At 28.0% G+C, this 16,354-nt stretch carries 10 protein-coding genes; 2 read left to right on the top strand and 8 right to left on the bottom strand.

Annotation, left to right across the window (positions count from 1 at the left end; genetic code table 11):
• Window positions 1–22: 22 nt before the first annotated feature.
• The 6 genes from IC219_RS06495 to IC219_RS06470 all read right to left on the bottom strand — a co-directional run bounded on the left by IC219_RS06495 (window position 23) and on the right by IC219_RS06470 (window position 9,154).
• Complete coding sequence (locus IC219_RS06495; RefSeq protein WP_227831377.1) at window positions 23–3,145, bottom strand: bifunctional diguanylate cyclase/phosphodiesterase; 3,123 nt, start codon at window positions 3,143–3,145, stop codon at window positions 23–25.
• A gap of 779 nt (window positions 3,146–3,924) precedes the next feature.
• The gene (locus IC219_RS06490; protein WP_227433650.1) at window positions 3,925–4,629 is read right to left on the bottom strand and encodes a response regulator; all 705 of its coding nucleotides are present in this window, start codon (window positions 4,627–4,629) and stop codon (window positions 3,925–3,927) included.
• Complete coding sequence (locus IC219_RS06485; RefSeq protein ID WP_227433651.1) at window positions 4,620–6,227, bottom strand: ATP-binding protein; 1,608 nt, start codon at window positions 6,225–6,227, stop codon at window positions 4,620–4,622. The genes IC219_RS06490 and IC219_RS06485 overlap by 10 nt, the downstream gene beginning before the upstream one ends.
• A 263-nt stretch (window positions 6,228–6,490) precedes the next feature.
• Complete coding sequence (locus tag IC219_RS06480) at window positions 6,491–7,669, bottom strand: hypothetical protein (RefSeq protein ID WP_227483656.1); 1,179 nt, start codon at window positions 7,667–7,669, stop codon at window positions 6,491–6,493.
• Window positions 7,670–7,897: 228 nt separating this feature from the next.
• Window positions 7,898–8,392, bottom strand: a complete 495-nt coding sequence (locus IC219_RS06475; protein WP_227433653.1) for a threonine/serine exporter family protein — start codon at window positions 8,390–8,392, stop codon at window positions 7,898–7,900.
• Entirely contained in the window at window positions 8,393–9,154 is a 762-nt protein-coding gene (locus IC219_RS06470) for a threonine/serine exporter family protein (RefSeq protein ID WP_227483657.1), read from the bottom strand.
• A 686-nt stretch (window positions 9,155–9,840) separates the two neighbouring features.
• Between IC219_RS06470 and IC219_RS06465 the strand changes: the two genes are divergently transcribed.
• Both IC219_RS06465 and IC219_RS06460 read left to right on the top strand, forming a co-directional pair.
• Complete coding sequence (locus tag IC219_RS06465; protein ID WP_227483658.1) at window positions 9,841–12,675, top strand: sigma-54-dependent transcriptional regulator; 2,835 nt, start codon at window positions 9,841–9,843, stop codon at window positions 12,673–12,675.
• 41 nt (window positions 12,676–12,716) lie between these two features.
• Complete coding sequence (locus IC219_RS06460; protein ID WP_227831378.1) at window positions 12,717–13,961, top strand: D-alanyl-D-alanine carboxypeptidase family protein; 1,245 nt, start codon at window positions 12,717–12,719, stop codon at window positions 13,959–13,961.
• A gap of 455 nt (window positions 13,962–14,416) precedes the next feature.
• Here IC219_RS06460 and IC219_RS06455 read toward each other — a convergent pair whose 3' ends face one another.
• On the bottom strand, window positions 14,417–15,622 hold the full coding sequence (locus tag IC219_RS06455; RefSeq protein ID WP_227831379.1) for an IS256 family transposase: 1,206 nt from the start codon (window positions 15,620–15,622) through the stop codon (window positions 14,417–14,419).
• A 339-nt stretch (window positions 15,623–15,961) separates the two neighbouring features.
• A partial coding sequence (locus IC219_RS06450; RefSeq protein ID WP_227861660.1) for a hypothetical protein occupies window positions 15,962–16,354 on the bottom strand: 393 nt, incomplete at its 5' end.

Raw genomic sequence — 16,354 nt, 5'->3', positions numbered from 1 at the left:
CATTTAAATAAAGTATATTATTTTAAGTAGTTATTAGTTTACTATCTTGATGATTATAAAGTAAACTTTCAAAATCTAGACTTGGAATAGGCTTACAATAGTAATATCCCTGAATTACAACACAATTCAAACTAGCTAAAAATTCTGCTTGCTCTTTTGTTTCTACACCTTCTGCAACTACATCCATTTCTAGGTCCTTAGCCATGGCTATAGTATGCTTTAAAACAATTTTTTCTCTTTCTGTAATTTCTTTTTCATTGAAAAATCCACAATCTATCTTTAATGTATCAATATTTATATTTTTTAGCATATTTAATGAAGAATATGCCGAGCCAAAGTCATCCATATTTAATATAATACCATCTGTTCTAAGCTCTGCTATTATCTTGGCAAATAGCTTTATATTTTTAATAAATAAGCTTTCTGTAAGTTCTAATTCCAAAAATGATTTTGGTATATTATATTTATTTATTAGACCTAAAACAATATATCTAAATTGAGGATTATACAAATGTAATCTTGATACATTTACAGAAATCGGTATTGGCTTCTGACCTAAGTCTATCCATTTTCTTATCAAAGTACATACTTGCTCCCATATATACATGTCTAGTTTAATAATAAACCCATTCTTCTCAAATAGTGATATAAATTTATTTGGAGGTATTATACCTTTTTCTGGATGTATCCATCTAACCAAGGCCTCTGCTCCTACAATTTCATTTATTTCAAGATTATACTTAGGTTGTAAGTATACATGAAACTGTCCATTTTCCAATGCATACTCCATTTCTCTTTCCATCTGTTTTTCTTCAATTGCATCATTCCTCATAGCTTCATCGTAAAACATATGATGACTTATACTTTGCTTCTTTACATTTTTATGTGCATATCCTGCCATTTCACAGGCATTTGTAACTGATATATTATTATCCAAAATCCTATAAATTCCAAAGCATGGTACTAACATATATTCAAATTGCTTTATACTTAAATTTTTTGTAATCTTATAAATTAATTTATCTACCTCTTTATCATGATAACACTCATAAAAAATGCAAAACACATCTGCATACATACGACAACAGATTCCCTTAGAAGTAATATTTTTTTTAATCAGTTCTGCAATATATATTAATGCCCTATCTCCCTCTTGAATACCATAAATATCATTAATTACCTTGAACTTATCTATATCTATCATTATAGCAACATAATGTTTATTAGGATGTTTTTTGAGTAATAAGTTTGCTTGTTGACAGAAGCCTTCGTAATTATATAGCCCTGTCAATATATCTCTTTGCCTTTTACGTATTTGCATAATATGGTCTATATTTTTAATAGAAAGCAAAATATGCGTCTGATTTTCACCAAATTTATTTTTACTGATGACATTTAGGATACACATAGATGCCCAATAGTACCTTTTATCCTCTCCTAAACATCTACATTCAAAACTCAACTTTAAGTCCTCTTGCTTGTTATTTTTTGAATCATCAAGAAACTTTGAATAAAGATTAGAGTAAAATATAGCTCTATCATCAGGATGAATTATATAGTTTCTAATGTATAAAAATGTTTTTTGTATGTTCTCTTTTACAGAAATTTTAAAAATATTGTTTTCTGATTGATAGATTGGAGTAATTAAGTTTTTCTCTAAGCAAATATCTAAGATAATATCATATGTATTATAAACTAATTTTTCATAAGTTTTGGAATATCCATCACTTGTTATACTGTCAAAAGATTCTTTAGTCTCTAAATCTTCATATGTAGATAAAATTCTTTTTTCTGAAGCATTTAAATTGCTTATCTCCTCTAATTTATTGGTCCTTAATTTATTTTTTTCATAATATCTTTGCTTATCTTGGTACATTCTCTCGTCAGCAATTTTAGTCAACATATGTATATTTATATTATCTTCACTCCAAGTGCTTCCTATTGCTACACTATATACCCTAGTATCTTTAAACTCCTCACTTAACCAAGTAACCTTTTCTTCAAATAGTTGTTTTGAAATTTCCTCACATAATACAACAAACTCATCTCCACCAATACGATAAATATTATATGAATGAAAGTATTTTTTTATAATTACACAGGTTGATACAATAGCAGAATCGCCACTAGCATGTCCAAAGTTATCATTGATATCTTTTAATCCATTTATATCTATAAACACAACCCCCATAGATTTAGCTTTATTGCTGTAAAAATTATCTATGTATTTAATATATTTATTTCTATTGTAAACCCCAGTCAAAAAGTCATAGTAGCTCATATGATTCAATTTATTTTCTACTTCTCTCTTTTTCATTTCAGTCAATAAAAAATAAGATAGAGAAGTCAAAAGAGATGTGTCCTTAACAGCTCTCTGTGGATTGTCAACTCCAATAAATCCAATAATTTTATCATCTTGCTTTAATGAAGATGCTATTAAACTTTCAATATTTTGAGGTTTTAAAATTTCATACTCAATTGGTTGTGTTTCTTTTAAACTTTCTATATTGTCTACTATTATAAAACCTTTTTCATGAAATAATAAAAACCAATTTTTTAGTGATTCAATATCAATATCTTCAAGGAATTGTTTTTGTCCCTCAACCCCTTGATTACACCATTCATATGTATTATTTATCTTTTTACCATCTGCTGACACTTCAAAAATATATGCTCTATCAGCCTTATGAAATTTCCCAATACTGCCTAATACAAGATTTATAGCATCTGAAAAATTAGTTTCTGTTATAAGATGTTTAATACACCCAACTAGTAATTCTTTTATTTCTAATTTTTCTTCTATCGACTTACTTATATTTTCCTTATCAGTAATATCAAGAGCTATTTCCAGTCGTGCAGCTCTGCCTTCCCACTCAATTAATTTATCTTTTAATATAAAATGTCTGTCTATTTCAGTGTTTGTATTTTCCCATATGTAATATTCATCATCTTTCAAAAAAGAGTTAGTACAAAATTCACAAGGAGAATCTCTTCCTTGTAATGCTTCATAACATTTTCTATGAGAAATATCATCAAGCCCTAATAGCCTTTTCCCATTTTTATTAATATATAAAAGTTCATATGTATCCAAGGAGGAAACATATATAATTTCATCTAATTCATCTACTAAGTTTCTCACACTCATTTATGTATAACTCCTTTTATTCAATTTTTTAAATTCTTGAAACTATGTCAAGTTTTGATGTACCTTTGATGATGCTATTGTACTTTTTTATAAAAAAAAAGAATACAATAGCATCATCTTTTTTGACAAATAGAGCTCATTATCATATTACTCATTGAGGCTCTCTAAAACTTAAATTATCATAAATATCTTTTGCTGTACATACTATTTTTTTAATCTTCATATAATTCTTGTTATTCATACCTTAACTTAGTTCTAAGCAAGTTTTACATTATAAAAATTATATTTTATACTCATATCTTCATTCAATATATAGTATAAATATTTACATAACTATTAAATAAATATTTATATTATGAAAAATCAAACTGCTTTACCCATTTAAAAAGACATAAGTTCTCATTGCTAAAAAAGTACATTCTACAATGAATTACAGTGTTGTTATTATAGTTATATTAATAATATCATAAAGACCATTATAAAAAGATAAAAATAGTAACTTTTTTATATTAAAAAATATTTATTAATAAGTAAAATATTTTATATATAAAAATTATTTATAAAAAAGAAATATCAAATTAACTAAAGCTCAATTTGAAATATATTTTATTTAAATAAAAATATAGTCTTTATTAAAATATAGTTTTTGTATTAAAAATCGCCATGCAAATATAATATTAATAGGCTGGCTTTCCTCCTACTTATTATAAAATACATGGCTATTTATATTTAGTTAAAATATTACTAGTTTAGATTAACTAATACTTTTAATTTGATACTTATTCATCTGTCATGCGATATCCTACTCCAACTTCAGTTAAAATATACTCTGGTTGAGCAGGATTTTTTTCAATTTTTCGTCTTATACTTGCCATAAAAACTCTAAGGGATTGGTTTTCACTTTCATAGTAATTACCCCAGACCTTATCTATTATAAATTTATGTGTTAAAACTCTCCCTGAATACTTAGACATTAATTCAACAAGTTTATATTCAATTGGAGTTAAGTGTATCTCCTCACCATTAATAGATACAAGATGCTTTTCATAATCTATCTTTAGATTTTTAACCTCAAAGGTGGTAGGAACGTCACTATTTATCTTACCTTGTTGAACTTTATTTCTAAGGGCCACACGCACTCTAGCCAAAAGTTCTGTTACACTAAAAGGTTTAGTTAAATAATCATCTGCTCCGCCATCTAAAGCCTCAACTTTATCTCTTTCATGCTCCCTTGCTGAAACAACAATTATTTTATTATTTTTAGCACAAGCCCTAACTCTACCTATTACCTCAATTCCATCAATATCTGGTAAACCTAAATCTAAAATTATTAAATCTGGGTCAAGAGAATGTATAAGTGATATAGCTGTGCCTCCATTGTCAGTTTCTACACATCTATAGTTTTGAGTTTCCAGAGACACTTTTATAAATTTACAAATTGGTCTATCGTCTTCTACAATTAAAACCAACGGCTTTACTTCCATTCGTCTTTCACCTCCCCTTTATCTAAAGGTATACTGAATCTAAATGTAGCTCCTCCAGAAGGATTATTGAAAGCAATAATTTCTCCACCATGAGCTTGTACTATAGACTTACATATTTCTAAACCAAGACCAATCCCTCTTCTTTCAAGATTTCTTGCTTTATTCTTTGTATAAAATCTATTGAATATATTCTTAATATCTTCACTTGGTATTCCTTTTCCGTTGTCTGCCACTTCAAATAATACATTTTCGGCTTCTTTGCTTACAGTTAATTCTATCTTAGAATTTTTAGGTGTATGTCTTATAGCATTGTCAATTAAGTTTACTAAAACTTGCTCTATCAATAATACATCCACATGAACTATTATTATTTCATCTGGTATATTGGTTTGTATCTCTCTACTATTGGCAAATTTTTTAACTCTTAATATAGATTCCGCAATTATTTCATCTACAACCTCTGGACGTTTTTCAATATCCAATTTTCCTTCATCTATTCTGGTCATGCTAAGTATATTCTCAACAGAGTGTGTTAACCAACTTGTATCTTCATATATATTTTTTAGTAGCTCTACTCTAGTTTCTTTATCTATTATGTCATCATTTTCAAGTATAGTTGAAGAAGAACCTAGTATACTTGTAAGTGGAGTTCTCAAATCATGAGAAATTGATCTAAGTAGGTTTCCTCTTAATCTCTCTCGTTCTGTTTCAAGATTAGCTTTTTTATTCTTTTCAAATAGGTTTTCTCTATCAATTGCTAATGCAACCTGTGTTGAAACTGCTTCCAACAATATCTTTTCATTTTCCGTAATAATATCAATTTTAAAACATGCAATACCTATAACACCAAGAACATTGGATTCTTGACCTTTTATAGGAAAATAGTAAGCACTACTATTTTTACAATATTTTGTTCCAATCCCAACTGGTTCGCCTGTTCTAAAAGCCTCTTTTATAGCTTCCTTTTCTAATACTGAGTGGAATATATTCTCACTTCCATCATTATTACAAATATAAATACTTGGCTTACCTAGATTATTATCACCATCTGCAATAGTTACTATAACAGTTCTATTTAACATGTTTACCAAATTAGACCCACAAAATTCAATTATTTGATTTTTATTTTTTGCTTTAAGAAGTGTTTTATTATTTTCATAAAGCAACCTTATCATTTTCTCTCTTTTATGAGAAAGTCTTACTTCTTTTTTTATTCTAGAAGTTAAAGTGCTTGTTATAATTGCTGCCAAAAGCATAATACAAAAGGTCATTGGATAATCTTTTCTATAAGCTATAAAAGTATATAATGGGTGTGTAAAGAAAAAATTAAATGATAGCACTCCTATTACTGAAGAAAGTATTCCAAAAAAATACCCATGTGTTATACTTGTAGCAAATAATACACCTAATATATACACTAAAATAATATTAGATTCATTAAAACCTACTTTTTTAAAAGCTACTGATATTCCAGTAGCAATTATCATAACCAATATAGTTTTTATAAAGTCCTTAATAATTATTTTCTTACTGAGATAGTCATCTTCATCATAATCATACTCTTTTAAGTCTTCATGATGTAGTCGTTCTTTTTTCATTTACTGCAATTCCTCCTTACTGTTACTGTTTAAATTGACTCTAATGTATATAATACAATTTTATCATAATAAATTCAATCAATACATTTAATTAATACCTTCAAATTACTAAAAGGTGCTGTCTTAAAATGAAAATAAATCTCTATTTCAAAACAGCACCTTTATATATTTAAATCACTAATTTAATTTTTACATATTTAAATTGTTAATTTGATTCAATCTAATAAATTATAATATCTTAATATTTGATTTTTAAAACATTCCTATCCAACAAGCATAAATATAAAGTGGGCACATACACCTGCACATAAACCACCTATTGTATGCGAAAGAATCGCTTTACCAGCTAATGGTCTTGCATCTAAAGCATCCATCATACCAATGTGTGTACTTAAATATCCACTCCAACACATACCCATTGCTGTAAATACTGCTATATCATTAGGAGTTACAGCACCTGATTTTATAAATTCTGGCACTAGAGATATTGCTGCCCCAACAGCACCTAATGCAGTTACAGGGAATGCTATTGCTTCTGGTGAAGTAAATCCAAATAATGGTTCTATTATAAAACTGATTTTGTCACCAATAGCAGGTAATAATTTTATACCTTCATATGCAGCTCCTGTGTAAACAGCTTGACCTGTAGCAGGGTCTGTAGATGGTCCAAAAGTTAATAACATAACTAATGTACAAACTACTAAAACTCCTGGTATTATAGCCATACCCATTTCAACACCTAGCTTACCACCTTCAAGTATAGCATCCAATCCTCTTTGGAATACATTACCATCTCTTATTTCTCTAAACTCTTCAATCTTTTCACCTTTTCCATTTGCTTGTTTGTCATTATCAATTTTAGGGTCATAATTATAATACTTTTTAGTAAAAGTCAACATAATTCTAACACTAATAATACTACCTATTATTGCTCCAACGTTACCAATTATAGCTGGTAATACATATTCTTTACCTTGAGCTATCATGAAAGTTGTTACAATAAGTCCCATACCAAAAGCTGTTCCTAAGTTACATAAAGCAGGTATTTGGTGTTTTTTAAAGTATTGTGTAAATGTTTTGTCTTTAGCGAATGGTATAATAGCTGGGTTATCAGATAAATAAGTTGCCACTACTCCTGCTATACTAGCACCAGGTAAGCCCCATATAGGTCTCATAAGGCCCTTAAATATCTTATTTACTAAAGATATTACTCCAAATTCTGAAAGTAATGCACTAAGTGCACCTGCAAGGACTGCCATTGCCATTATCAAAAATACTGTTTCTAGTAAAAGTGCATGTGCTGTACTCATTATTACTTTGAACATCATTCCTGCACCCATGATACTGCCTACATAGCCAAATCCTACCGCCAAAAGTACAATAAATACGAAGGTTTCCATACTTACTGCCTTGACTCTCCTCTTCTCTGACAGCTTCTCCATTGTGAATCTTCCCCCTTTTAATTTAGAATTAAGGTTTCTACATTAATACAAATTTGTTAATACAAAACAAGTTCTAAAACTTACATCTGTGATTCAAGTTGTCGGTTTGTTGAAATAAAAAACCGTGACTAATATTATGACAATAAGAATATCTAATTTAATAAAAGATATTCTTATTCTATTTTATGTTATTATATTATCATCCTTTGGCATAAAAGTCAATTTTTTCTATTTCTGTGGTTTAATTTTATTTATGCTCTTCTTATATTTTTCATTATTTTTTATCTTTGAAACTATTCCATATAGATTAACTTTCCTAAATACTGTGGTTATAAATACTAACCCCAATGCAATCGAACTTGCACAAGATAATGTACTTACCCCATACTCTACTGCCTTAATATAGTCATTAGTTAAAACAGAATACATAGTGTTATATATTCCATAACCTGGTACTAGGATTATAAGACAACAGACACTTAAAGTTGTCGATGGAGTCATATAAATCCTAGCACATAATTCACAATATATTGCAAAACATACTGTAGCTATAAAAAAGCACAAATTTACTGATACACCCATATTCAAACAAAACTTATATGAAAACCATGCTATACTTCCACCGACACCTGATATTATCAAGTTTTTTCCCTTCATATTAAATAGAATTCCAAAACTTAAGGCTGTAAAAAAAGCTGCTACTACTTCTATAAACAATTTCATTTATATACCCCCTAACTTGAAGTATAATCCTAGTACCAAAAACATTCCTACTGCTATGGATACACCTACAAAAAATACTTCTGCCAACTTTGCAAGACCAGATATCAATTGACCATCTAACAAGTCTCTTAACGCATTAGTTAAAGCAAGCCCTGGAACCAAAAGCATTATTGCTCCTGCTATTAAATGGTCCATAGTCTTTATAAATCCAAGCTTTAGAATTACAATGGAACAAAAAGCTATGACAACTGCTCCTATTGCATTTACAAAAAAATCGTTTAGTGAAGACTTATTTAAGTACATAATAACAAATTTAGTCATTATTCCCACCATAAATGCAGCTATAAATTCTTTTAAATCTCCTCCAAATAATATAGAAAAAGTTGCTGCTGCAATACCTGCAAAAATTATTGTTACTATATCTGAATAATAATTGTCTTCACTTATCTCATCTAAAATCCTCTCACATAACTCAATATCTAAATCATTTATACTGATTGCTCTTGATAATGAGTTAACTTCATGAACTAAGTTTAGGTCTACCCTTCTTGAACTTATTCTTTTAATTGCTGAGTGTAGTTTTCCATCTACAAAAACAGATGCCATTACAGCTGTTGGAGTTGCAAATACATCTACATGCTCTATACCAAAAGATTGGCATATTCTACTTATCGTTTCTTCAACTCTATAAGTTTCTCCTCCACTCTGCAACATAGCTTTACCTGCATTTGAGGAAAAATTTAAAATTCTATCTATATCCACAAAACATATCTCCCATTCTTTTATAATATTATTCATATTTTATTACAATATATTAATTATTTAAACTAGTTTAAATAATTAATATCCAATATTTAGATTTTATGAAAAAATTTGTTTTTTATGCTTGTCAAAAATAAATTATAAAGTTATTTACACCATAAAATGGCTGAATTAATATTTCATAGACACTTTCAACCATTGATATATAACCTCTTTAAATTTTATAAGCTTATTTTTCTTTTCATTATTTTTGTTTCAATAAAAAATTATCTCTCCACCTAGTATTCATTTTATTAATTCTTCATTGAATACTTTAAAATCTACTATAATTTATGATTTACAATAACTATAATTTTAAATCTGTACACTTGCAAATTGCTCATAAGATAATAATTAATTTTTATGTTTATTTAAATAATTAGTTTTTATATTTATATGAACATTAAATAAAAGTGCTACATACATTACAAAGTTTATACTTATCTAATATAACAACATAATGCCTTATGTAAATCCATAAAAATCCATATCTCATATAATGCAACTATTATTTTAACACCAACTACTACACAAAACAACATATTAAAAAGTAAAATACAAAATATCCACTATAAACCTTATTTTAATATAAAATATATATTATAATATATTTTATATAACTTAAATATAAAGAAAGGGAGTACTATATGTTAAGAAAAGATAAAGTTTTATTATCACTACATAAGTTATGTAATAATATAACTTTAAAAGACCTACAATCAGAGAAAACAGGATTTACTACTCTTGAAGTTGCTAACAATTCATCTCTTGATAGAAGTAATACTAGTAAAGAATTAAATAATCTATACAATGAAAAGAAAGTTGTAAAAATATCTGGTAAACCTATTTTATTTTTACATGCTGGTATTATTGAAAATTTGATTGGCCGTACTTTAAATAGCTCAGAATATTCTATAAGCAATTGTAATGAACTATTTAAATCAACTAAAAATGATTCAGAGGATGTCTTCTCAACATTACTTGGATATGATTCTAGCCTTAAATTAGCTATAGAAAAAGCTAAATCTGCCATACTTTACCCTCCAAAAGGTCTTAATACATTACTTATAGGGCCTACTGGTGTTGGAAAAAGTACATTTGCTGAAACAATGTACAAATATGCTATAGAAAGCAAAGTCTTTTCTTCTGAAAGTAAATTTGTAGTATTTAATTGTGCTGAATACGCAGAAAATGCTAACTTACTTCTTAGTAATTTATTTGGTTATGTTAAAGGTTCTTTTACTGGTGCTAACAAGGATAAATTTGGGATAGTTGCACAGGCTAATGGTGGTATATTGTTTTTAGACGAAATACACAGATTACCCCCAGAAGGTCAAGAGATGCTTTTTCTTTTGATGGATAAAGGTATATACAGACGATTAGGAGAATCTGATGTCGTACACAGAGCTACAGTCTTTATTGTGTGTGCTACAACAGAAGATATACAGTCTTCCTTACTTGGAACTTTTCTAAGAAGAATTCCTGTTACAATTAACCTACCTGCTTTACAGGATAGGTCCTTAAAAGAAAGATTATCTCTCATTAAGTATTTCTTCATTATAGAATCTAAATATACTAATGCAACTATAAGAGTTCATAAAGATGTAATTAAATCATTACTACTTTATGATTGTTTTGGTAATATAGGTCAACTTAAGTCTGATATACAACTTATGAGTGCAAGAGCATTTTTAAATTATAAGACTGAATTAAAAGATAACATAGAAATAGACTTGTCTCTTGTGCCTGACTATATTTACACTGGTCTTTTAAAGTTGAATGAAAATCGCAGTAATTTAAACAAATTATCAGAACTTGATTATATGCTTTTTTATGAATTCAATGGTAACAACTTAGAAGTTGAGTATACAAAAGAACTATCTAAATACAATATAGATACATCAAACAATGGATTTAGATACTCTACAGAGATTCCTTATCTAGAAAATGATATAAGGAGTATGTTTATAAATTATATGGAGAAATACTCTACAAAATTACTTTCAGTATCATCAGTGACTCATTCTGATTATACAAGTAATGAGATTTTTAAAGTAATCAACCCAAAGATTTACTATGCTGTTGAACACTCTTTAAAAGAAGCTGAAAAAATATCTAGAAATAAATATACAAAACAGACTTATGTTGCTCTTTCAATGCATATAAGTGCTCTAATAGAAAATATAAACCAGGATACATATAATCCTAAGTACAATCTATATAATGATAAAATTTTCTTAGAGAAAGATTTAAATATAGCTAAAATAGTTTTAAGTATAATTGAAAATGACCTACAGATATCTTTACCCAAAGATGAAGTAAAATTTATATCTATGTTTCTAAATAGTACATACCTTGAGCCTAATAATCACGCTGAAAGTATTGGAGTTATAATACTTGCTCATGGAAATTCAACAGCTAGCAGTATGTGTGATGTAGCCAATTCACTACTTGGTACAAACCATTGTAATGCAATTGATATGCCTTTGGATGTGAAAGTAAGTACTATACTTGACAAAGCTATAGAATTGGTAAAAGAATGTGATAAAGGTAAGGGAGTACTCCTTTTAACAGATATGGGCTCTCTCATAGCTTTTGGAGAACTTATTTCAGAAAAGACAAAGATTAAAACACGCTCTATTGAAATGGTGTCTACTCCAATAGTTTTGGAAGCAGTAAGAAAAAGTACTCTACCGGAAATGACCTTAGATGAGTTAGCTAACTCTTTAAGCTCTTTAAATCCATATATTGGACGAGCTGCAATTGACTCATCAGAAATAGATTACCCTGAAAAATCAAGAGATTATGTTATAATAACTACTTGTATAACAGGTTATGGCTCAGCTATGAAAGTTGCAGACTTTATAAATTCTTCACTTAAAAATATTAATAAATACAATATTAACTTAGTTCCTCATAATATAGAGAGTTTTAAAATGTATAGGAATAAATTTAGTAATACTAAAATTTTAGCAGTTGTTGGTAGTGTAGACTTTAATGTTGCTAACACTCCATTTATACACATAGAAGAACTTCTAAATGGCTATGGGCTTGATATGTTAAACAAGATAATAGAAGGTACATTCAATGCCAACATTATCACTAATATAAAGGAAACAAATCTATCATATAACAGCTTAATAATAAACTTTATGTCTCAGAACTTAGAGTTATTAGACTCAGTTAAATTATTCAACTATGTTAATTCATCATTATTTTCAATAATAGAGTTAATAGACAAAGACCTTAAGAGTAAATTTAAACTTGGATATATATTACACTGCTCTTTTATGATAGAAAGATGTTTTAAAAATACAACTTTTCCATATAATAACATTACTGATTTAATTGGTAAAAATTATAAATTATATGAATTAATACGAGAAGCTTTTAAAACAACTGAAGCTTACTTTAATATTTCGATACCAGATGAGGAAATTGCTTATATAATAGATATGATTAATGAATATCTAAATAAATAAAACTGATAGTTCCTATCTTGCGCACATAATTAGTATATGAAATGGAGGATGAAATTTTGAAAAGAAAAATAAAACACTTAGCAATACTTGCATTAATTTTTACATTTATAACACCTGGATTCTCATTTGCAGATAATCCACCAGTCCCAAATTCGTCAAGGGCGGCATTGCTTATAGACCAAGATACTAGAAGAATATTATTTGAAAAAAATAGCGACGAAAAAATGCCTCTAGCTAGCTTAAGTAAGATGATGACATTTTTACTTGCAATAGAGGCAGTAGATAAGAATCAAGTTAAAGAAACTGATATAGTAAAAATAGACAAGTCTACAGCTTCTGTTGGAGGTTCTACTTGTAAGCTTAAAGATGGAGATGAAATACCTCTAGGAGAGCTTATGCAGGGTCTTATGCTTGTTTCTGGAAATGATGCAGCTATGGCCATAGCAAAATACATTGGTAAAGATGAAAAGAGTTTTGTAGATATGATGAATAAGAAAGCTGAAGAAATAGGAATGCATGATACGTATTATTTTAATCCAAATGGTCTTCCTAGATATACTGACCCAGAACGTAAAGAGCCTCCTATAGAAAACATATCAACAGCTCATGATATAGTTACTCTTGGAAAGTATATGTATGACCATTATGAAAGTCAGGTTACTAGAATAACTACTATGCAAGTTTATAATGATACTAAAAAGGATTTTACACACTACAATACAAATCCTCTACTTGTTTCAGTTCCTGGTGTAGATGGAATAAAGACAGGTTATACAGATAATGCTGGATATTGTTTTGCATTTTCTATGATGGTTCCTAAAGATGCTAAAAATGAAAGAAATCATAGATTAATAGGTGTTGTGCTTGGTGATGGTAATAAGAAGAGTAGAATTTCTTCTTCTGCTAGTTTATTGAAGTATGGTAAAGATAATTTCCATTCTAAGAAGATAGCTCATAAGGGAGATACTATAGAAACTCCTTGTGTTGATGGTATTGATGATTTTAAGATAAAGGTTAAAGTAGATAAAGATTTATATGGTGTTGTTTCAGATAATGAGAATATCAATCCTAAGATAGTGTTTAAGAGCATGAGCTATCCTATCAATAAGGGAGATATTGTTGGTGTTGCAAAGTATTATAATGATTCTGGTAAGTTTGTTGGAAGTGTTAATGTGAGAAGTGAAAGCAATATAGGGTGTATCCCTTTGAAGGACAAGATTAAGATTAAGGTTGCTAAGATAAATAGAGAGCTTGAGGTTAAAAATTCTGTTTGTTTTAAGGCTTAGGTTAGATGAGATTTATGAAAGACTCCACTTTATGGTGGGGTTTTTTGTTTTATACAAAAAATTAAAATAGTGGCAACAATTGAGGATGTGAGGGAGAGTTGCCACTATTTTGTATAGGGTATTATATTATGTTTTTAAGCTAGTTTTACTATCTTCTATGTTTATATAATAACTCTTGTGTGTGAATTTAATAGATAATTCATATGAAAATTATGTGAAGTTTTAAACTGATATAAAAATATTAAAAAGTTAATTTAATTATAGAGACTGTAAATTAATTTGCACTTTTAAAAATAATTTCTACTTTATAGCAACAATTATTTATTTACTATTAATATTTCCCAATATATGAATTTTATTCTAATAAATTGTAAAATATATATACTGGGATATTTCTAAATATTTTTGGAAACCATATATATTATGGCAAATTTTTGAAATATAATTTTTAAAAATTATATTCTGTTATCAAAGAATATAGATAACTGATTATATATACTATCCCAGTTTCTATATCTCATAGTCCATTTTTTCATCACATTTTCACTTGCTAAGAACAATATTTTTAATAGTGAGTCGTCTGATGGAAAAGTGGACTTTGTTTTTGTGACCTTTCTAAACTGTCTATTAAGTCCTTCAATTATATTTGTAGTGTACATTATAGTCCTTATTTCTTCAGGAAAACTAAAAAATGGTGCTATAACATCCCAGTTATTTCTCCAAACTTTAATTGCCGAAGGATATTGTTTACCCCATTTTTTATCTATTTTATCTAAAGCCGATGAGGCTTCTTGTTCATTAACTGCTTTATATACAGATTTAAAATCACTTATTAATGCTTTTGAATCTTTGTATGAAACATATTTAAAAGTATTTCTTATCTGATGGATTATACATTTTTGTATTATAGAATTAGGATAACTTGCGGCTATCGCCTCTTTAAAGCCATTTAATCCATCAACACTAAAAATTAATACATCTTTAACACCTCTATTTTTTAAATCGGTTAAAACACTATACCAAAACTTTGAAGTTTCGTTTTCACCTATCCATATTCCTAAAATATCTTTGAAACCATCCTTATTTACTCCTAGAACTACATATGCAGCTTTATTTTTTATTTTTCCATCATCTCTTACTTTGTAATGAATTTCATCCATAAATACAAAAGGATAAACTTGTTCAAGAGTTCTATTTTGCCACTCTTTAGCTCTTTGAATTACAATATTTGTTATATTACTTACTTGATCAGCTGAAATTTCTATACCGTATAAATCTAATATTTGGTCATGTATATCTCTTGTTGACATACCTCTTGCATAAAGTGATATTATTTTTTCTTCGATTCCTGAGATATCTCTAATATTTTTAGGAACGACTACTGGGTTAAAGTCATTATCTCTGTCTCTTGGAACGTCTAGTTGTAAATCTCCAAATTGTGACTTTACAGTTTTTTTGCTATATTCATTTCTTCTATTAGTTGTATTCTTGTTATGGCTGTCGCCCTTTTCATAACCTAGCTCTAATGCCACTTCTCGTTCTAACATCTCTTGTAATATATCTTTGAACATATCTCTTAGATAACTACTTATATCTCCAGATTTTATAAATTCTCCATCTGATATAATTTCTTTGACTAATTGTTTTCTTAAAGTATTCATAAAAAATCTCCTTTACGACATTTGATTATATTTAAATCATTGCCATAAAGAAGATTTTTATTAACCTTGAAGCACAAATTATTTTACATTACCGCTTTGTTTTACATTTATTAATTGTATTCATTAAAAAGACTGTAATAAACTTGCTCTTATACAAATTCATTTACAGTCTTTAATATTTTTTATTTCTATCATTTTAAATCAAATAAATTATTTATTATATTAAGGAAAGTAATAATACTTATATTATATTAAATAACTTACATTAACCTATTTTAAATGGTACAGATTAATATAAAACTATAGTACCTATATAGTTTATATAAAGACCAATTCAAACTATCTATTAAAATTAATTATATTACTCATCAATCTTCCTAAAGAAGATAAAGAAGTTGAAATTGGATTACTCTGTAATTCTATATTATATTCTTGTTTAGTTGTTCCATCTTCTGCTGTTATCTCTATTACCATAGTTGTACTTACTGTATCATCTTGATTTGTTACTGCACTTCCACCTGTTGCATCTAATATCTCAACACTTGCTCCTGATGATGGTGTTATTGCATTTTTTAACTCACTTACTTTTGTTGCTACTGGTATATCTGTTACTTTTTTATTCGCTTCATCTAATGTTCCTATACTTGTTGATTCTATATCATTTGCACTACTAGCTGCCAACTCTATCTTATATTCTTTTTTAGTTGTTCCATCTTCTGCTGTTATCTCTAT

It is taken from the genome of Clostridioides sp. ES-W-0018-02 (genome assembly GCF_020658175.1).
Classification (GTDB): domain Bacteria; phylum Bacillota; class Clostridia; order Peptostreptococcales; family Peptostreptococcaceae; genus Clostridioides.
This window is presented reverse-complemented; position numbering and strand designations above follow the sequence as displayed.

Coding starts and splice junctions, on each gene's coding strand:
- IC219_RS06480 (WP_227483656.1), bottom strand. CDS start 7,669: ATGGAGAAGCTGTCAGAGAAGAGGAGAGTCAAGGCAGTAAGTATGGAA.
- IC219_RS06495 (WP_227831377.1), bottom strand. CDS start 3,145: ATGAGTGTGAGAAACTTAGTAGATGAATTAGATGAAATTATATATGTT.
- IC219_RS06455 (WP_227831379.1), bottom strand. CDS start 15,622: ATGAATACTTTAAGAAAACAATTAGTCAAAGAAATTATATCAGATGGA.
- IC219_RS06485 (WP_227433651.1), bottom strand. CDS start 6,227: ATGAAAAAAGAACGACTACATCATGAAGACTTAAAAGAGTATGATTAT.
- IC219_RS06460 (WP_227831378.1), top strand. CDS start 12,717: ATGGAGGATGAAATTTTGAAAAGAAAAATAAAACACTTAGCAATACTT.
- IC219_RS06490 (WP_227433650.1), bottom strand. CDS start 4,629: ATGGAAGTAAAGCCGTTGGTTTTAATTGTAGAAGACGATAGACCAATT.
- IC219_RS06465 (WP_227483658.1), top strand. CDS start 9,841: ATGTTAAGAAAAGATAAAGTTTTATTATCACTACATAAGTTATGTAAT.
- IC219_RS06475 (WP_227433653.1), bottom strand. CDS start 8,392: ATGAAATTGTTTATAGAAGTAGTAGCAGCTTTTTTTACAGCCTTAAGT.